Raw genomic sequence first — 18148 nt, 5'->3', positions numbered from 1 at the left:
TTTGGCCTGTCCGTCACAGAACCTTGCCGGCTACCTTGTTTGCACCTGACCCGGCGCTATCACGCGCTTCCTTGGAGCCGACAGCAAGGTTCTGAGCAATCACCCCAGCCTTAACTCCGACCCACCCCAAGGCAGCGACCCAAAACGTCGGCAGGACCAGAAACATCGTGCCCGTGACGAACATCAGGAGCATGTCACCGAAGGCGTTGTTCAGTCCTACCAACGGGTCGAAATTGGTGTGCGGCCGGTTCCAGCCGAACCCCCAGCCATAAAGTGCGTCCAGGATCGTCGAATCGATCCAGCGCGCAAGCTGAAACCAGAAGTCCGTGAAGAACAGCGCGAACTGCACGACGCTGACCGTGACGACCGTCTTCAGGTCATAGGTGCCCACAACCAGCACGAGCGGGATGCAGATGACCAGCGCCATCTTGAGCAAGGCGAGCACCATGGGCAGGGCCTGTCTCACAACGTCCATGGCGGGAAATGCCGCAAGCGCGCCGACTGCCATCCCAACGTCTCCCGTGGCCCGCGTCACGATGTTCGGCAAGGTCTTGTCGATCTGGCCGCCGTAGTCCGTATAGACGCTGCCCTGGTTCAACTTCTGCTGCCTCGGCGACGCGATGGTGCGGATCACCGAGTCGTCCACCTCGGCCCGGCTCAGGAACCCGGCCCAGCCCGCCAGCCGATTGAGCAGGCTCGGGTCCACCTGTCCCAGCAGGCGTGCCCGCAGGCCATTGCTGCCATCAGCCCACCATTGCCTGCAGGTCGGGTAGCCACCGCCACTGGATACCTGAGCCAGCCCGGCGTCGCGGTTGCTGTCATAGGGCCAGTCATCGCGCGGCGTGCTGGAACGGTACGTGTCGTAGTAGCCGTTCGTGTCGGTGAAGAACCGCGATCCGATCCAGGTCACGTCGTGCATCTGCTGCTCATCGAGCTGAGGGCGCTGCATGAACAATTTGGCCCGTGCAGGCCCATAGCAATCCCGCGAGAAATCCGCTACTTCCTGAGCCAGCACCGGGTCATCGATGCGCGTGGCGTCGATCTCCATGCGCATCTGCCGCAGGTCCGTGCCACACGGGATCGCCGCCACCGAGGCGCTCGTGACGGCGCGCGAGAGTGCATGCATGAACGCCCACCAGACGGGCACCTTCGCCGACTGGTTGTTGATGGTGCTGAAGGACTGCGACCAGCCGGTATCCGTGGGCTGCGGCACGCTGACCTGGCACTGGGCCGAGCGCGAGCTGTCGTACTGGATGGTGTTCAGGTCCACGTCGATGAACGGAATGCCGGCGAACATCACCACCACGATGGCGACGAAGACCCGGTTCTCGATGCGGGCGGCGCTCAGCACGCCTTTATTGCCCTCGTCGGCACCTTCCGCACGGGCCTTCAACCACTCCTGCACGATGATGGCGACGAAAGGCAGCGCGAATACCCCGCTGGATACCAGCACCGCCCAGATGCCGTTGTTGACGATCCAGGACACCAGCGTCAGGTAGTACTCCAGGTAGTCGGTCGTGAAAAGCGTCATCGCGCCATCTCCCCTCAACCGGCCTGCATCAGCAGGCTGGCTTCCAGCGCCACGATGGCGACGACGCCCGCGACCTCGGTGCGCACCAGGCGGCGCCGCGCCTGGGCGTCGTCCTCACGTACCAGCAGCCGGCGCCGCATCCAGACCCAGCCATAGGCCGTCGCCCCGTACAGGCACAACCGCCACACGAAGAAGTAGCCCGATGCGGCCGCGAGCCACCGCTCCCAGCCGGCCACGCTCCCGACCAGGTAGATGCCGGCGACGTTGGCCCCCACCGCAGCGGCGACGATCACCACCGCCCACAGCAGTGCTTTCGCCGCGCGCCGGCTGAACAGCCAGCGCAAGGGGCGCCAGGTCATGCGCATTGCGCTCATGGCCTGACTCCCGGATTGCCCTTCTGCAACTGGTCGAGGCGGTCGGGCACCGGATCGCCCTCGTAGATGCCGCGCGAGCCGGCCGCGCGCGTACCATGGCGCTGGATGATCGCCATCGGCGAGTTGTTCGCCAGCTCGCGGCGCAGCTCCAGCTCCGTTTTCAGGTTGCGGATCTCCCGGTCGAGCGTGTCGCTCTCGTGGTTCACAGCCTCGACCGCCAACTCGTTGGCCGCCACGTTGGGCTCCTTCTTTCCCGTGAGCAGCGTGCGCTGGAGCAACAAGGCCTTCTCCAGCACCGACGACAGCGCCACCTCGGACGCAAGGCGCCGCGCCAGCAGGTCCTGGTCCGGCTCGTCGCGCAGCGCCTCGATGACGCCGCGCGTGATCGGCAGCGACGTGCTGCCGGCCTCGCGCAAGTTCTCGAAGGTGGTGTTGCGCACGCCGGAAACCAGTTCCTGCAAGACTTCCAGTTTGGCTTCGTACTCCTCCTGGATCAGCGGCGTCAGCCCGACGCCGGGCACCGTCTCGGTCTTGGTGCAGGAATCGCACGTGCGCTGCACCTGTTCCCCGAGGACCCGGGTGGCCCATTCGGTCGCCTGCTGCGGCGACGTCCAGGTCTGGCAGGACAGGCTCGCGCAACTGGCGGGCGCGATGGAGGATGTGTCCGTCACGCCGCGCCCGTTGACCAGGTTGTAGCCCGCGCGGGTGACGTCGCCGACCACCCGAATGGCGGACTGGCCTGCGCCACCGGCATTGCTGCCGCCCACCCAGGGAACGCCGTCGTTGCCGCGGCGCGTCTCAGCCTGCTCGACGGCCGAAACGGCATCGTTGCTGCCAACCGCGTCACGCAGGGCCATGCCTTCGGCCATCTGGCTCCAGCCAAGCTGGCCGCCCGCCGTCTCGGCCATCTTCTCGGCCATCGCGCGGCACGTCAGCTTGGAGCGGTCGAAGTCCAGCCGCGCCTGCAGCACGCCGTTGGTCAGCAGGTTGTACAGGCCGGGATCGGCGCGCTGAATGATCAGCGCCGGCAGGGACGCCACCGCGCTGGTGGCGCTCTGGATCACGTTGCTCATGATCTGCTGGAAGCCGTTCGTGATGCCGTTGAGCTGGTTGCGCAGCGTGGTCTGGATGCTCATGTCGCCGCAGATCAGGTTGCTGTTCCACCCCAAGCCGACCCCGATGGAGCGCATGCCAGCCGCGCGGCCCATGGACACCGCGCTGCCGCCTCCGATCGAGTACATGACGTCATCGCCAATGACGGGGCCGCTGTTCTGGTATCCGACCTGCGCCCACGCCAGGCCGCAGACCAGAGCGAGCGTGCCGGCCAGCGCCGTCGGGCGCAGCAAGTAGCACGCCTTGGCGGAAAGGTTCATCGGTTCAGGACGCTTCATCGTGGCACCTCAGAGGAAATCGACGCTGCCCAGGAACACCTGCCCGCGGCGTTCGCAGCAGGCATACGGCCGCCACAGCGCCCAGGCGTAGTCGCCTTGCTGGGCCTGGGTCAGCGTGCCGCTGTGGGGGAAGACCACGCAGGTGTTCGACAGACGAGGGGTCAGCTCCTGCCACTTCCCGGTGGAGGTATCGCCTTCGACCAGCGCCCCGGCCGGCCAGTAGCCGTCACGGGCGTTGGCGAGCAGTGGCTGGTACACGTGCAACTGCCCGCGGCGCGTGACGACATCGCCCGCGCGCTGGGCCACCACCGCCCCGGATTTGTGGTCGTCGGTCTGGTGCAGGAAGCCACCGCGTGGATAGACATTGCCCCAGAGGTTCATCGTGGTGCGCGCACCGACCTCACGCATGCCCGGAATCAACGCCTCCGGGTAGGCCATCTCGGGCACGTTGTAGCGCCAGGCCAGCGTGTCCAGGGTGCTGAGCAGATACGGCATGAAGGCCGTGCCCGCGCCTTGGCAGAAGTAGCCGGAGGACGAGGCGAACTGGTTGAACACCTCGCCGCCGGGATGGCCGATAACATCGCTGTTCTTGAATTTGGCGAGGTTGTTTTCATGATCCTCGTTCGTGGTGCCGTCCCCGCCGGCCTGGGCCGAAGGATTGGGCGTGCTCATGGCGCGCACTTCAACCCAGGGGTTCTCGCCGGTGTTCGAGTACGACGACACCACTGCATCGGGGATGTAGTGCCTGACCTTGACGGAGGTACGCACCGTGCAGCCGGTCCAGGTGCAATAGAGCCAGTAGCAGATACCCACCACCCGGTATTCCAGGCAATCGGGCGAAGCCACTGAACCCACGATGGTTGCCGTGTTCAGGGCGTAGCTGCCCGTGGCGCTAAGCAGCAGCACGGACGCGACAGCAGCTCGCATGCGGCGCAGAAGGTCGAATGGGGGGATCACGGTTCGGTCCTCCGGTGCTGTTCGATCCGCGCGATGGCGCGGGCCACGTCCGGCTCGCCATAGACCACATAGCGCTGGTCCACCACGACGGCCGGGACGGCGGTGATGCCCAGGCTCCATGCGTCCGTCACGCCCTGGTAGGCCGTCGCGATGCGCCGCTGAAGGTCAGTGCCTCCCTGGGTCAGCCGACGCTTGACCAGGGCTGTCGCCTGGTCGGGGTCGGTGGGCAGATTCGCCGAAAGCTCGGCCTCGATGCGCGGCGCTTCATCCAGCTCGATCAGCCGTTCGCCGCCCATGGTCTTGACCGGGTGGTGGCCGTCGGTGACGACCACCACGTCGGCGGCGAAGGTGACCGGGCTGAACACCGCCAGGGACGCCGGCAGCGCCACGGCCAGGCCAAGGGTTCGCCAGCCTGGTGCGAACCGGGTAAAAGCTGCTGGCATGTCATGCGCCCCGGAAGTTGATCAGGGCCATAGTCAAACGCCGAACCCCATGCGGTCCCAACAAACAATGCGCATCGCGGCCACCCCGCATACCTGCTTGTGTCGCCGCGAAGAAAAAGCGGAGGCCGAAGCCTCCGCGCTGATCAACGAAGCAGTGCAACACTTACAGCAGGCCGGACTCCGCAAAGGAGAACGGGGCACCCTGGCCGACGATGATGTGGTCCAGTACCCGCACATCGATGAGCGCCAGCGCGGCCTGCAGTTGCTGGGTCAGCACGCGATCCGCGATCGACGGCTCGGACATGCCCGAGGGGTGCTGATGTGCGAAGACCACCGCAGCGGCATTCAATTCCAGCACACGCTGTACGACGACACGCGGATAGACCGAAGTCGAGTTGATCGTGCCCCTGAACAACGGCTCGTAGGCCAGCACCTGATGCATGCTGTCAAGGAATACAGCGACGAATATTTCGTTGGGCTCGGCCACCAGCTTCACGTGCAGGTAGTCGCGCACGGCCGTGGGGTCGAGGAGTTTCGGACCCGCTTTGAAAACCCGCTTCTCCAGCAGTGCAATGGCTTGCTGGATGATCCAGTCCTCGTGCTGGGCAGCGATGGCGGAAAGCGACTCCAGGCAGGAGTCATTGACGACGAAAGACATGGCGAACCTCCAAATGGTGAGATCGGAGGGCGCGCGCCCGGGGAGGGCAAGCCCTCCTGGGGAACGAACAAGGTGCATCCATCACCGCGGGAGCGGTGATCGTTCGCGGCCAGGATGCGAGGCGAACGGGTTGCGGTCAGCGCAGCGGACTGCGCCGTAGCCTTGAAGACCGGGGCTACCTGGGCATGTCGCCGACGACGTCGGCAGGCATTTCCGATGTAGGTGTGGCGGCGGGATCGCGGGCCGCGAGCATGTCCATGGCCGACAGCAAGGCATCGCCCTCGATCGGACCCTGCAGCAGGATAGCCTTGCCGGTTTCGCGATCGTGTAGCCGCAGCGACGGCGTGGCGGTCACGCCGCTGTTCGTGGCTTCCGCAGTTTGGGCGCGAATCGCCGCGTCGGGCCGCTCGCTCGCGATGCACTGCTCGATGGGTGGCGTAAGGTCGGGGTAGCGCAGGTCCTCGGGCAAGCCCTGACCGTCGCTGCGCGTGTGGGCATATACCCACTCGACGGCCTGCCAGAAGGCGGCATGACCGCTGGCTTGGCCCGCGCATTCCGCCAGGCGCGCTTCCGCGGACGCGGCCGGCTCATGCGCTGCCAACGGGAGGTGATGCCATTGCAAGGCCACGTCCGCATTGCCGGCCACCCAACGCTTGAGCACTGGGAAATAGGACCGGCAGAACGGGCATTCGAGGTCCGCGTAGAGCGTCAGCGTGAAGCGTCCTTCCGGATTGCCCATCTGCCACGGAGGCCCAGCCACCTGCGTCTCGCTGACTGGCGCTGAAGTCTGAGGCGTGGACTGCCCGGGCCAACGGGACACGAGCCAGATCAGCAGCAGTGCAACCAGCGCTGCGGCCACTGTCCAAGGCCAGCTGGGCCGCCAGTGCCGACGGCGGAACGCCTGCACCTGCATCGGAATGGAAGGACGTTTCTGTTCCATGGCGTTCTCCGGTGTACGGCAGATTCAGGGCAGGTCCAGGGTCGGCGACTCGATGCCACGTGCCCGGTCGATCTTCTCAGCCACCTTGAAGGCGGCATCCAGCTCGCTGACGCCGTGCTGCTGCATGAGTTGGTAGCGTTCTGCCTTCTCCTCGGGCTCGGTTTGCGCGAGCGCGAGGTAGAGACTTGGCGGCACGGCGCGGAACAGCACTTCCATGCTCTTGGAGAGGATGACGCCCTCGGTGAACTTGCCCGCTTCCTTGCGTGCGGAGAGCATCAGCGCCTTCTGCGCCGGCGAGAGTTCGCGGAAGCGCGCGATCTTCTCCACCTCGTCCGGCGGCATCGACAGGCACACCCACCACTCGATCATGTTGAGCATCGGCTCCGCTGCACATGGCAGGTCGTCGATGTTCTGCGTCGCCAGCCAGAACCAGGCGCCCAACTTGCGCCACATTTTTGTAATTTTCACGACATAGGGCGCGAGCAGCGGGTTCTTGGTGATGATGTGACCTTCGTCGGTCACGTTGACGATCGGCCGTCCCAGGTACTGGTCGCGCTCGGCGATGTTGTTCACCGTGCTGATCAGGCTGATGTAGGCGATGGAGAGCTGCGCGTTGTAGCCCTCGCGGGCATAGGTCGCCAGATCGACCAGCGTGATGTCGGCCTCGGGCCACGGCGTGCCGTCGCGGTCGAACATCTCGCCGTCCGTGCCTTGGCAGAACATGTCCATCGCGTCCGCCATCTCCAGCAGCCGCGCACGGCGCATCTCGGGCAACGTCGGGTCCTGGCCACGGGTGCGCAGTGCATTGCGCACATCGCGCGTGAGCACGGTGCGCTTCTCCGCCACGCAATGTTCGGCGGCGTCGAGGATGCACTGGCGGATCAGCGAGCGGTCGGCCCGCGTCATCCGCGCTTCTTCCTTGTCTTCGCCGCCCGTGATCATCAGCCGTGCCGTGATCTCCAGTTCGCCGAGCACGTCGCGCTGCTCATCCGCCTCCATGGCCGAGGCATCCGGTGGCAGGTCTTCGTCCAGGGCATCGGCATCGAGCGTCTGCACGTCGCTGGGCGTTTCGATCAGCCGGCGTGCGTCGGCGAACGGCGCCAGGCTGATGCCCGATCCGGGGGCCAGCTTGACCCGGTTCACGGTCAGGCCCAGGCGCCGCGCGAAGTCGCTGAACAGGCCGAAGCTGTTGCCGGCTTCCACGATGAAAAGCCGCGGCCGGTAGATGGCCGTCACCTGGTTCAGCAGGTTGTTGAGTGTGGCGGACTTCCCCGAGCCGGTGGGGCCAAATAGAAACAGATGGGCATTCATCTGCCGATCCAACCTGTTCAAGGGGTCGAACGTAATCGGGCCGCCGCCGCGATTGAACATCGTGATGCCGGGATGCCCCGTGCCCTGGGCGCGGCCCCACACCGGCGACAGGTTCGCCGCATGCTGGGCGAACATCAGTTGCGTGTACCACCGGCGCCGATCCTGGCCGGGGTTGTAGCAGCACGGCAGCCAGCGCAGGTAGCTGTTGAGCGGCGCCACCTCGTCGTCCTCGCGCACCGGCTGCAGGCCGGCGTTGAGCATCACGTTCGCGAGGTCCAGGCCGCGCCGATCCAGTTCCGCCTCGTCGCGCCCGCGTAGGTAGAACGCCAGAGTGCCCCGGTAGAGCTTGTGCGCGCTGCCGATCAGGGAGCGGGCTTCATGCACGTCCTTGAGCGTCTGCTCCGACGCCAGCGTCTCGCCCACAGCTTTCTTCGCCAGATGGTTGAGGTCCGATTCGAGGACGTCCTGCGGCGTGGCGACCATCGTGAGACACATCAAGGTGTCCTCGGGCATCTGGTCGAACAGCGTGTTGATCGCGTCCCCCTTGCGGGTCTCGCCGGTCAGGTGCCCGGTGCCGGGCGGCATGCGCAGCCGGTCGGTGATCAGCACGCGGTGCGGCATGCCGTCGAAGTACCAGGCCCCTTGCGCCACGTCCGAGCGCGGCTGCCCAAAGAACAGCCGCTGGCTGAAATCCCGCCCGCTCGCCAGCTCGATCTCGCCGGCCTCGCTTTCCTCGGTACTGTCCGGATAGCGCGCCAACGCGTAGAAGCGCTCCCGGTCCTCCACCCCAGGCCCGAGCAGCGTGGGGCGCGGGTTGAACCACCGCAGCAGCCAGTCGTGGACGTCGGCCGCGACCATGCGCCGGGCCTGGATGCCGGCGTTCGCCAGGCCGCCGCACAGGCGGTCGCAGACGATGCCCAGCATCTGCTCGGGTGTCTGGCCGCGGCGGTTTGCCTGTCCCTGTCCGCTCGCGCGGCGGTACACCACCATGCGCACGCGCCGCGTCTGGCCGCGCCAGCGCAGCCGCGTGACCACCGTGTCCTCGAACAGGCCGCCGGGCTTGGCCACAGCGCGCAGGTGGTGGCCGAAGAAGCGCAGGTAGAACTCGGTGAACGCCGAGCCGCGCGCACGTGGCTGCACGTAATCGCGCAAGGTCTGCATGTACTGGTCGAAGCTCGGTTCGTCCTGGGCATAGAGCTGGAGCACCCACGGGTTCTCGTCCAGTTCATCGAAACTGTCCTGAAGCGCGTTTTCCAGGGCGTCGCGGGCATGCGCGAGCCAGCCAGGCTCCCGGCCCTCGGTGCCCAGCGGCACCAGCTCGTAGAACGCCGCCACCGATTGGCCGTCCTCCAGGAGCATCGATTTCGACTCGGGCATGAACTCCACCCAGGGCAGCAGTTCCACGAAGGACGGCGCAACGTCGTACAGCGCCTGCTCGTCGGCCACGGTCGCTGGCTTGCGGCCGTGGACTGCCGAACCGGGTTCGGGGATGCCGGCCTGGCGCAAGGCCTCGACGTGGCGCTGCCAGCTGTCCGGCTGCTCATCGCTGGCCGGGCTACTGGAGCCGGCGCCGGCCAGCTTCGGCCATGGGAGTTTCCACCGCATCAGTAGTCCTCCACGCGCTCGCCCGGCATCGCGTACTGGATGCGCTGGTAGAGCGGGAAGACGGTCGTGTAGCCGGGCACCGGCACGGGATCGGTGCCGGCCAGGTGCGGGTACACGTACATCACGAGATCGGGATTGGGCAGGCGCTGGAACTGGCGGTGGACCTCATTGCGCGCGGTGCGCGTGTAGCGCATCTGCTCGACAGGTGCGGCCTGCACGTCGGCGTCGGTCAGGGGCCGACGCAGGCTCTGGCGCGCGTCGAGCAGCTGGCGGCCGGCGTTCCGTCCGGCTGCGCCACCGCCGTCGCCGGCCTCCTGCTGCCAGATGTCCATCATCGTGCGGTCACCGTGGGTCAGCAGCTTTTCCTTGCTGGTGGCGCAGCCGCCAAGCACCGCGACGGCGAGGGCCAGTGCCAGGCCACGGGCCAGGTTAGTCAAGTTCGAGTGCATGGCTTTCTCCTGCGCGGTGATCGACCTTGCGGCCTTCGGGATCGAAGTCGATGGCGAGCGGCTTTTCGAGGTGGACGGCCACCTTGGCGCCGGGCTGAACATAGACGGCGGCGAATGCCTGGCCGTACAACTTGTTGACCCAGGCCGACATGTCCCGCACGCCGCCCGCCAGAATCTGGCCGACCGCTTCCTGGCCGGTGATGCCCACGGTGCCGATGGAGCCGTCCGAGCCGACATAGGACATGCGGCCGCTGTCGCTCTCGATGAGCGAGGCCACACCGGCACCGGCCGCGGTGATCAGGGCCTGCGAGCCGAGGTATTGCTGGGCGTTGCTGCGCCGCTCGCCGCTGACGCACGGGATGCCGTGGGGATCGCTGATCCAGCCCAAGCCCCCACTTTGAGAGTTCTGCTGTTGGTTGTCCTGCTGGTTGCCCTCGCGGTCTTCGGGGATCGTGCGGATCGTGCCGTCGTGGAAGACGAACGTGATGCTGCGCACCTGACCGCGCACGCACGACAGCGTCCAGTCGCCCGAGGCGGTGCCGCTGAACACGGCGCCGGCCACGTCGGGAATGTCGATGCCATTGGCGGTCAGGTTGTCCGGCCCGACCAGGACTTTGAACGGATAGGGATCATTGACCGTGCCGTCGATCGGCACGCGGCCGATCAGCGCGGTCATGGCGACCGAACCCATGAGCGTGGAGTTGGTCGGCACGGTATAGACCGGCTTGGCACTCTTGACCCCGGCGGCGCGGGCGCCCGCGTTGGCCACGGTTTCCGCGGTGGTTTCGAGCGTGCTCTGCGCCGGGCCGAAGCTCGTGGGGAAGCTCATGCCGCCGCTCGCGCCACGCCCCCCGTTGCGCCCCTCGGCGGGCTTTGCGTGGTCCGGCTCGACCCACCGCACGCCGCCCTCCATGCCGGCCTCGTCGCCGCCCTGCAGCCCCAAGCCCACGGGCAGGTCCGCATGGCCGCCGCCGCGCCCGCCGATGCTGTCCAGGCGCCGCTGCAGGTCGGCGAGCAGCCCTTCGGTCTGCTGGCGCGCGCTGGCCGCCTGCTCCTGGTCGCGGCGCAGGTTGGACCGCTCGGATTCGAGCGCCGAGTTGATGCGCTGGTCGATGGAGTTTTCGCGCTGACGCAGCCGCTGGTTCTCTTCACGCTGGGACTTGTTGTCCGAGAGCGCGGTCTGAAGCTCGGTGCGCAACTGCTTCACCTGCGCCACCAAGGTCGCCACGGTGTCGCGCGGGGTATCGCCCTCGATGCCGAGAGCCTTCATTTCATCGGGCGTGAGCTGGGCGCCGTTGTCCTCCGCGGGTGGCGCCGTGCTGCCTCCACCCGAGAACAGCCGGATACCGACGAACAGCACCAGGATGGCGACAGGGATCATCAGCCACTTGAGCAGGCCGTTACTGCGCATGGCGGGCCTCCTTGGTGTTCTCGTCGCCGTCCGGCTGCGGCAGATGCAGGGCAGGGTCGAAGCGGTGAATCGCCGGCAGCAGCGACTGCGCGAGGCCGCGGCCGCGCGTGACCAGGTACAGGACGGTCGTGTCCTCGGGCGTGCCGCGCGGGCCCAGCGCCTCGTGCTGGAAGGTGGCGGTGAGGAAATCGCCTTGCAGCACGCGCGGGTCGAGCGTGATCCAGCCGCCGCTGCCGTTGGTCAGGCGCACGGCTGTGACCCACTGGTCCTCCAGGCGCCACGACGCGAGCGCGACCGCGCGCACGGGCAGCGTTGGCATCAGTGTGTCCAGGTCGAGGTCGCGGGGCAGGTTGACCCGCATGACGCCCGGCAGCGGCTCCACGGTGCGCAACGGCGCGTAGAGGTTCTGCGCGGCGAAGCGCGTCAGGACGACAGGGACCGGGGTTTCGCGCCGCGCGGTCCGAGCACCTGCCTGGGCACGTGCTGGGGCATCGTCGGCGCCGCCTGCCTGATCGCCGTAGCGCGCTGGAGTGCTGCTGCCCTCGACGATGCGCACCGGCTCCAGCTCGGCCTCGCCGTCCTTGGGTGGTTCGGCCGCGATGTCCAGCAGGATCAGCGCGCCCGTGTCGGCGTCCTGCAGTTGCAACCGCGTGGGCTCGATCGGCTCGCTGGCGCGCAGGTACACCGCGCCGCCCGCGCTCTGTACGCGGAGGCGCTCGCCCACGCCCGCGGGCACGCCCACGCGCACGTCCCGGTCGATGAACACGATGCGTTCCTGACCGACCTTCAGCGGCACTGCCAGCGGCATGCGCTCCCAGCGCAGGATTTCCACCGCCTGGGCAACGGGTGCCGCAGCCCCGGCCAGCAGCCCCAGCAGCGCGAGTACAGGGTGCTTCATGGGGTGGTTCCTCCTTGAGGGGCTTGCGGAGACAGGCCACTTGACGCCGGGCGCGTCGGTTCCGGGGCGTTGATGCGCTGGGGCGTGCCGTCGTAGCAGTCGAGTGCCAGGCCGAAGGGGTTGCGCGTGGGGTCGATGTCCACCTTCGTGACCTTCACGGGGTAGCGCACCAGGGCGCGCTTGACATGCTCCGCGCCGTAGTACTCGTCGGCGCTGATGTCCAGCGTCACCACCCAGTCGCGATCGGACACGGTGCGCACGCGCGCCGTAGGGTCATCACCGTAGCCGCGGCCGGGAATCTCGTAGATGCCGCGAACGCGCTGCCGCAGTTCGCCCGTGCTGCGGCGGTAGTCGTAGTCGGCGCGCAGGAAGGCTTGGCAGGACGGTGTGAGATACGGCGAGAGTGCATGCAGGTTGCGCGAGTAGTCTTCTTCGCCGTTGGTCGGCCAGCGGTTGAGCTGCTGGAACACGTAGAACGTGAACGCATAGACCGATTCGGGCGGCACGTCCCACCACTTACGGGTACTGCCGGAGCGCAGGTCGGGTGGGACGTGGATGGTCAGGTCGCGTGGGGCGCTCCACCAGCCACCGCCCATGACCAGGGCGACGAGGACCAGCGCGCCAGCACCCAGGCGAAGCGTCTTGATGTGCGCCTGCAGGTGCGTGATCTCGTTCTTGAACCGGCTCATCGCGCCCCCCGTTGCATGGACCTTCGGGGGGTCCAGAAGCCGGAGCGCGAGATCAGCACATGGCCGCCCACCCAGCCCGCCATCAGCGGATGGCGCGTGGCGATGCGCCATTGCAGCTGCCGATACAGCCAGGTGTCAGGACGACCGCGTTTGAGGCGTCGCAGGATGCCGCCCCCGATGAACACGCCGAGGGCGACGCCCAGGACGATGAACGTGGGCGCGATGGCGATCGTGCGGAACATCCAGGACAGCGGCGCGCCGACGAGCAGGCCGGCGGCGCCGGACAGGCCGCAGCAGATCCACAGCTCGTCGGCGGTGAGGCCGCGCACGACAACGGGGTGGCGGTTGAGCCGGTGCGGAAGGAACGTCACGGTCCCGTCCGCACGGACGTGCTGCTGCTCGGACATACCGGCCTCGCCTTACAGGATGCCGGTGGCTTCGGTGAGCAGCCAGATGCCGATCACGAGCAGGACTGCGCCGATGGCGACGGTGAGGCCAAACTGGCCCCACGTCTTGCGGCCAGTGTGGATTTCCGCGTAGGTGCCGTAGGCGTGGTAGCAGACGCCGATAAACATCGACGCCACCACCAGCAGGGCCACGAGCATGATGATGTCGTAGCCGTAGTTGCGGATCGTCTCCATGATGCCGTTGCCAGTGCCACGGGTCGGGTTCTCTAACTGCGGCAGACCCTGCGCGAACGTCAGTGCGGGCAGCGCGGCGGCGCCCAGCGCAACGGCGGCGCGCTGGGCAAGACGGGAAGTGAGGATGCGGTTTGGCATGGTCAGGCCTTTCAGGTCAGGAGAGGAGGAAGAAGGTCAGGACGAGGTACATCGCGGCGAAGCGGATGCAGACGCCGAGGAACTGGCGCTGGCTGAGGCGGCTCTCGGACCACCCCACGTAGGCCGTTCGGATGGCCCACACGCCCCACACGAGCAGCACGGCGAAGACGGCGCCGACCAGCACGACCGCCATCGCGGAAGGCGCGATGCCGCTGTTGGCTTGAAATGCCGAGACCTGGGCGCCGTTCATCGCTTGCCCTCCGCAGTCGTCGCCGGCAGCGGCTCGGACGCCCGCTCGGTGCGGTAGTCGCCGGCCAGTTCGGAGGGGTCGCGCGGCTGGGCGCGCGACGGTGTGAGATGGGCCTGGATGCCAGCGCGCACGCGCGCCAGGTCAGCCAACAGCCTCGGGTAGTCGAAGTAGTAGCGCTCGCCCGGCTGGATGGGGGCATGCGCGGCGCTGTCCGCGACGGTGCGCTCCAGCGCGTCGAGCTGGCGCAGTGCGGCGACCAGCTCCTGGCGCTGTGCCGGAGACTCGGCCAAGGCCATCTGGGACTGACCCAGCAGGAGGGCCGTCACGAGAAAAGTGGGCACGCCGCGATGCGCGGCGCGCAGCCAGATCGAAGCCACCATCGCGCCATTCCTGTGTGATCAGCAATGGGGTGATCGTGGAGATCAGGGCTGTTTTAGGCCGCAAACAATAGGAACTGGCGGACGACCGGATTGGGCATACCGCGAGCGAACCTACAAAAGCCCGGGTCGAGTTTCGATTATTGCGTTTTTCGAGTGTTTCGAATATGATCGGCTCTGCAACCGTTTTCGCTTAGGAGCTACCCATGACCACCGCCACTGCCCAATCCAAGATGACCCTTCCCGCCGCGGGAGAGGTTAAGGCAGCCGTCCAGGGTCAACGTGCCTTGGCGGCTTACCTCGCAACCCAGTTCGAGACGCAGCACATCCAGATCTTTGATGACCACAAACAGGCTCATCAGGTGGAACTGCCTACCTCGGCTTTACGCCTGCTGGTCGACATCCTGGCCGAGTTGGCCGATGGCAATGCAGTAAAGGTGGTGCCCGTCCATGCAGAGCTGACGACCCAAGAGGCGGCGGACTTGCTCAACGTGTCCCGTCCCCATTTCGTCAAGCTGCTAGAAGATGGGGTGTTGGCATTTCATCGCACCGGCAAGCACCGCAGGGTGAGGTTCGCCGATCTGATGCAGTACAAGGAAGCGCGCGAGCGCGCCAGTGAGCAGGCGATGGCCGAACTCGCTCAGCAGTCGCAAGAGTTGGGAATGGGATACGAATGAGGCATTCCCCATTCACCGCCGTCTACGACGCGTGCGTTCTATATCCCGCGCCACTGCGGGATTTCCTGATGTGGCTCGGCCTGTCTGGCCGCTTCCGGGCGCGGTGGAGCCAAGCCATTCATGAGGAGTGGAAACGCAATCTGTTGATCAACCGCCCCGATCTCACCCGGGTTCAGGTCGACAGGACGTCGGATCTCATGGACAGGGCCATTCCGGACGGCTTGGTGGAGGGCTACGAAGCGCTCGTGGCAGGCCTGACATTACCCGATCCGAACGATCGGCACGTCCTGGCTGCGGCGATTCGCTGCGGTGCGAGCGTGATTGTGACGTTCAACGAACGTGATTTCCCGAACGATCTGCTGGCTCCGTACGGCATCGAATCGCAGCACCCCGATGAGTTTGTGGACAACCTGCTGGATCTGGATGCGGCCGCCGTAGTGTCGGCTGCGCAGCGCCAGCGTGCCCAACTCAAGCATCCGCCGATCGATGTGGACCGCTATCTCGAAATCCTGCTGCGCCAAGGCCTTGTGCAAACGACCAAGGTGCTGGCGACCTATCGCACCATTCTCTGACCCGCCGAGAGCCACGGATGACCAAGAATCCTTCATCAGACGCCACTTTGCCGAAAGGCATCCATCGAAGCTGGAAGCTGCCGGATAAGTCGCTGGGTGACTTGTGGGATTCGATCGTGATGGACGAAGCCATCAAAAAACAGTTGCTGTCACAAGCGATCGTCAACTTCACGGTGCGCCCCAAGGTGGAGCGCACGGTACTCCCCCTGCACGGCGTGATCTTGTTGGTCGGCCCGCCGGGGACTGGGAAGACCTCCTTGGCACGGGGCTTGGCGCATCGTGTGGCCGAATCTTTTTCTTCTGCGAAGTTTCGATTGCTGGAAGTGGAGCCTCACACGCTGACGAGCTCTGCAATGGGAAAGACTCAACGCGCCGTGGCAGACCTGTTCTCGCAATCGATCGCAGAATCCGCAGCGGCGGGCCCGACGATCGTCCTTCTGGACGAGGTCGAAACGCTTGCGGCTGATCGAGCGAAGCTCAGCCTGGAAGCCAACCCGGTTGATGTGCACCGGGCCACCGACGCGGTGTTGGTGCAGTTGGACATGTTGGCCGAACGCAACCCGCATCTGCTGTTCGTGGCCACCAGCAACTTCCCACAGGCCGTCGACAGTGCCTTCCTATCTCGTTGCGACATGGTGATGGAGGTGCCACTGCCCGGCAAGGATGCCTGCAAGCAGATCCTAGTGGACTGCCTGAATGGCCTGGCAAAGACATTTCCGGGGATTGGCAAGCTTTCCTCGGCTCACCAGTTCGACGCGTGCGCTGGCGAGTGCGTCGGATTGGATGGTCGGGCCATTCGCAAGGTCGTAGCCAACGCCCTCGCGGCCGACCCGCAAGTGGCTATCGATCCGAACAAGCTTTCCGTAGAGCACCTGCGCAGTGCGATACGACAGGCAAAGCAAATGCGCCTTCAAGGAGGGAAGCAAAAATGACCACCGTTGTCAGCCGGACGTTTCGCAGCTCGCCGCACCGCGATGCGTTGCAGACATGGGATGCCATTGTCGAACTGCTCACTCAGGGCAAGGACGGCACGGCTCGCTCTGAACTCAGGGCCGTGACGGGCGTGGCCGCCAGCTTGATCGCCGACCAGGCACCCAAGAGCGCGCCCATCGTTGCGACATGCGATGGACCACGGACCAGGATCTACTGCCTCTTCGACGAAGACGCGATCGATGGTGATGATGCCAACGAAGAAGTCTTGGGGTTCGAGCCGTTGAAGGGAGACTGGGGAGTCTCGCTGCCGTGTCCGAAGGAGCAGCTAGGCTGGGTGCAAAGCGCGCTCAAAAAGCACAGTTCTCGCATCATTGCACGGGACTTGAGCCAAGGAATTGCCACGCAGGCGCAGGCCGATGCTGGGCAAGCGCTGTCGCTCGACCTCGGAGGTTTCCTCAAGTCATGAGCACCGTCGCCACCTACTCGTACACGCACTCGGTTACCTATGTGACCGACAACATCCTCAAGAGCTTGAAAGACATCATCCTGCTCAGTGGGCTGGACCCTGAGCACTTTGCGGATCGCTGGGAGAGCAATACCCGAGCCATCAAGACGTGGCTCGGGACCGGTGATCTGCGCAAGGTGATTCTGGAGATCTACAACCCGGCAACCGACAAGCTCGTGACCCGATGGGATATCGACATCGTGTATGGGTGGTCCGATGGCGACGGCAGCTTCTGGACAGATACCGAGCAGTTGAAGTACGCGATCAAGAAAGCTGGGCTGCTGCCATCGCAGGCCAAGTACAAGTTAATGCTCGATACAAAGCCAGGGCGACCTGATGTGGAGGGATGGAGCAAAGGAAGTTATCGCTCGACGGATGGAATGGTCAAGCAGAGCCTAGGCTCGACTGTCGAACACAGCGGCCTGGCGGGTCAGGCCGGATATTGGAGGCAACGCTGATGCTGTCGATCGATGAAGCTTTTCGCAAGTTCAAGTCGCGTCTGGAACTCAACGAACGCGAACAGAAGAATGCCTCGCAACGCCAGAACGAAGTGCGGGACTACCTGCAGACCAAGTTCGGCATTGCGCGCAGCTTCCTGACCGGTTCCTATGCTCGATACACGAAGACGAAGCCGCTCAAGGATATCGACATCTTCTTCGTGCTGAAGGACTCGGAGAAGCATTACCACGGCAAGGCCGCATCGGTAGTGCTGGATGATTTCCACTCTGCATTGGTGGAGAAATACGGTTCGGCGGCCGTGCGCAAACAGGCGCGCTCGATCAACGTGGATTTCGGTGTTCACATCGACGCGGAGGACAACACGGACTACCGGGTGGTCAGCGTGGATGCGGTGCCCGCATTCGACACCGGCGACCAGTATGAGATCCCCGATACGGCGTCCGGAAAGTGGATCAAGACGGACCCGGAGATCCATAAGGACAAGGCGACCGCAGCGCACCAAGCCTATGCCAATGAGTGGAAAGGTCTCGTGCGCATGGTGAAGTACTGGAACAACAATCCCAAGCACGGCGATCTGAAGCCGGTGAAGCCCTCGTTCCTGATCGAGGTAATGGCCCTTGAGTGTCTTTACGGCGGCTGGGGAGGATCGTTCGATCGCGAGATCCAGTCGTTCTTTGCCACGCTTGCCGATCGAGTTCATGACGAGTGGCCGGATCCCGCCGGACTTGGCCCGGCGATCAGCAACGATATGGATGCCGCGCGCAAGCAGCGCGCGCAGCAGCTGCTGTTCCAGGCGAGCCAAGACGCAAGCATCGCCATCGACCACGCGCGTCGTGGTCGCAATATCGAAGCGCTTCGCGCCTGGCGCGCACTGTTTGGCCCCAAGTTCCCACTGTCCTGATTCCATCGGCTTCCATACACGTCCCATCGAGGTACAGC

General features: G+C 65.5%; 22 protein-coding genes. 6 read left to right on the top strand and 16 right to left on the bottom strand.

Annotated features, from left to right (window positions below; genetic code table 11):
- Positions 1-13: 13 nt before the first annotated feature.
- From WJU18_RS22405 to WJU18_RS22330, 16 genes are all read right to left on the bottom strand, one after another.
- Positions 14-1531, bottom strand: a complete 1518-nt coding sequence (locus tag WJU18_RS22405) for a conjugal transfer protein TraG N-terminal domain-containing protein (RefSeq protein ID WP_011804664.1) — start codon at positions 1529-1531, stop codon at positions 14-16.
- A gap of 14 nt (positions 1532-1545) precedes the next feature.
- On the bottom strand, positions 1546-1905 hold the full coding sequence (locus WJU18_RS22400; RefSeq protein ID WP_009518522.1) for a hypothetical protein: 360 nt from the start codon (positions 1903-1905) through the stop codon (positions 1546-1548).
- Positions 1902-3296 carry an integrating conjugative element protein gene (locus tag WJU18_RS22395; protein ID WP_009518521.1) on the bottom strand — a complete coding sequence of 465 codons (1395 nt, stop codon included), beginning with the start codon at positions 3294-3296 and terminating at the stop codon, positions 1902-1904. Before WJU18_RS22395 ends, WJU18_RS22400 begins: the two co-directional genes overlap by 4 nt.
- A gap of 9 nt (positions 3297-3305) precedes the next feature.
- On the bottom strand, positions 3306-4253 hold the full coding sequence (locus WJU18_RS22390; protein WP_023108457.1) for a TIGR03756 family integrating conjugative element protein: 948 nt from the start codon (positions 4251-4253) through the stop codon (positions 3306-3308).
- On the bottom strand, positions 4250-4696 hold the full coding sequence (locus WJU18_RS22385; RefSeq protein ID WP_009518519.1) for a TIGR03757 family integrating conjugative element protein: 447 nt from the start codon (positions 4694-4696) through the stop codon (positions 4250-4252). Before WJU18_RS22385 ends, WJU18_RS22390 begins: the two co-directional genes overlap by 4 nt.
- 163 nt (positions 4697-4859) lie before the next feature.
- The gene (radC, locus tag WJU18_RS22380) at positions 4860-5354 is read right to left on the bottom strand and encodes a RadC family protein (protein WP_009518518.1); all 495 of its coding nucleotides are present in this window, start codon (positions 5352-5354) and stop codon (positions 4860-4862) included.
- Between the two features lie 175 nt (positions 5355-5529).
- Complete coding sequence (locus WJU18_RS22375) at positions 5530-6294, bottom strand: DsbA family protein (RefSeq protein WP_023098544.1); 765 nt, start codon at positions 6292-6294, stop codon at positions 5530-5532.
- Positions 6295-6318: 24 nt separating this feature from the next.
- Complete coding sequence (locus WJU18_RS22370) at positions 6319-9210, bottom strand: conjugative transfer ATPase (protein WP_423455734.1); 2892 nt, start codon at positions 9208-9210, stop codon at positions 6319-6321.
- Entirely contained in the window at positions 9210-9659 is a 450-nt protein-coding gene (locus tag WJU18_RS22365; RefSeq protein ID WP_009516217.1) for a TIGR03751 family conjugal transfer lipoprotein, read from the bottom strand. Before WJU18_RS22365 ends, WJU18_RS22370 begins: the two co-directional genes overlap by 1 nt.
- A complete protein-coding gene (locus WJU18_RS22360) occupies positions 9640-11070 on the bottom strand; it encodes a TIGR03752 family integrating conjugative element protein (RefSeq protein WP_009516218.1) in 1431 nt (476 codons plus the stop codon). Before WJU18_RS22360 ends, WJU18_RS22365 begins: the two co-directional genes overlap by 20 nt.
- Positions 11060-11968, bottom strand: a complete 909-nt coding sequence (locus tag WJU18_RS22355) for a TIGR03749 family integrating conjugative element protein (protein ID WP_423455732.1) — start codon at positions 11966-11968, stop codon at positions 11060-11062. The genes WJU18_RS22360 and WJU18_RS22355 overlap by 11 nt, the downstream gene beginning before the upstream one ends.
- On the bottom strand, positions 11965-12657 hold the full coding sequence (locus WJU18_RS22350) for a PFL_4703 family integrating conjugative element protein (RefSeq protein WP_423455731.1): 693 nt from the start codon (positions 12655-12657) through the stop codon (positions 11965-11967). Before WJU18_RS22350 ends, WJU18_RS22355 begins: the two co-directional genes overlap by 4 nt.
- On the bottom strand, positions 12654-13064 hold the full coding sequence (locus WJU18_RS22345) for a TIGR03750 family conjugal transfer protein (RefSeq protein WP_423455730.1): 411 nt from the start codon (positions 13062-13064) through the stop codon (positions 12654-12656). Before WJU18_RS22345 ends, WJU18_RS22350 begins: the two co-directional genes overlap by 4 nt.
- Positions 13065-13076: 12 nt before the next feature.
- On the bottom strand, positions 13077-13436 hold the full coding sequence (locus tag WJU18_RS22340) for a TIGR03745 family integrating conjugative element membrane protein (protein WP_423455728.1): 360 nt from the start codon (positions 13434-13436) through the stop codon (positions 13077-13079).
- Positions 13437-13452: 16 nt separating this feature from the next.
- A complete protein-coding gene (locus WJU18_RS22335; RefSeq protein WP_423455726.1) occupies positions 13453-13686 on the bottom strand; it encodes a TIGR03758 family integrating conjugative element protein in 234 nt (77 codons plus the stop codon).
- The gene (locus tag WJU18_RS22330) at positions 13683-14066 is read right to left on the bottom strand and encodes an RAQPRD family integrative conjugative element protein (RefSeq protein ID WP_423455724.1); all 384 of its coding nucleotides are present in this window, start codon (positions 14064-14066) and stop codon (positions 13683-13685) included. The genes WJU18_RS22335 and WJU18_RS22330 overlap by 4 nt, the downstream gene beginning before the upstream one ends.
- Positions 14067-14269: 203 nt before the next feature.
- Here WJU18_RS22330 and WJU18_RS22325 point away from each other — a divergent pair, with 203 nt between their 5' ends.
- Genes WJU18_RS22325 through WJU18_RS22300 form a run of 6 tightly spaced genes read left to right on the top strand, consistent with a single transcriptional unit; the run spans position 14270 to position 18110 of the window.
- Positions 14270-14740, top strand: a complete 471-nt coding sequence (locus WJU18_RS22325; RefSeq protein ID WP_003050245.1) for a helix-turn-helix domain-containing protein — start codon at positions 14270-14272, stop codon at positions 14738-14740.
- A complete protein-coding gene (locus WJU18_RS22320; RefSeq protein WP_003153636.1) occupies positions 14737-15312 on the top strand; it encodes a PIN domain-containing protein in 576 nt (191 codons plus the stop codon). Before WJU18_RS22325 ends, WJU18_RS22320 begins: the two co-directional genes overlap by 4 nt.
- 17 nt (positions 15313-15329) lie before the next feature.
- Entirely contained in the window at positions 15330-16244 is a 915-nt protein-coding gene (locus WJU18_RS22315) for an AAA family ATPase (protein WP_003050256.1), read from the top strand.
- Complete coding sequence (gene cap8 / locus WJU18_RS22310) at positions 16241-16711, top strand: type III CBASS phage resistance system CD-NTase-associated protein Cap8 (RefSeq protein WP_003090160.1); 471 nt, start codon at positions 16241-16243, stop codon at positions 16709-16711. The genes WJU18_RS22315 and cap8 overlap by 4 nt, the downstream gene beginning before the upstream one ends.
- Positions 16708-17208, top strand: a complete 501-nt coding sequence (gene cap7, locus WJU18_RS22305; RefSeq protein ID WP_003090159.1) for a type III CBASS phage resistance system CD-NTase-associated protein Cap7 — start codon at positions 16708-16710, stop codon at positions 17206-17208. Before cap8 ends, cap7 begins: the two co-directional genes overlap by 4 nt.
- Positions 17208-18110 (top strand): CBASS oligonucleotide cyclase, encoded by a 903-nt coding sequence (locus WJU18_RS22300; RefSeq protein ID WP_003090158.1) that lies wholly within the window; start codon positions 17208-17210, stop codon positions 18108-18110. The genes cap7 and WJU18_RS22300 overlap by 1 nt, the downstream gene beginning before the upstream one ends.
- The last annotated feature ends 38 nt before the right edge of the window (positions 18111-18148 follow it).

This window comes from Ottowia sp. VDI28 (genome assembly GCF_049532675.1).
Taxonomy (GTDB): domain Bacteria; phylum Pseudomonadota; class Gammaproteobacteria; order Burkholderiales; family Burkholderiaceae_C; genus Ottowia.
The sequence above is the reverse complement of the archived record's forward strand: the minus strand, read 5'-3'. Positions and strand labels throughout refer to the sequence as shown.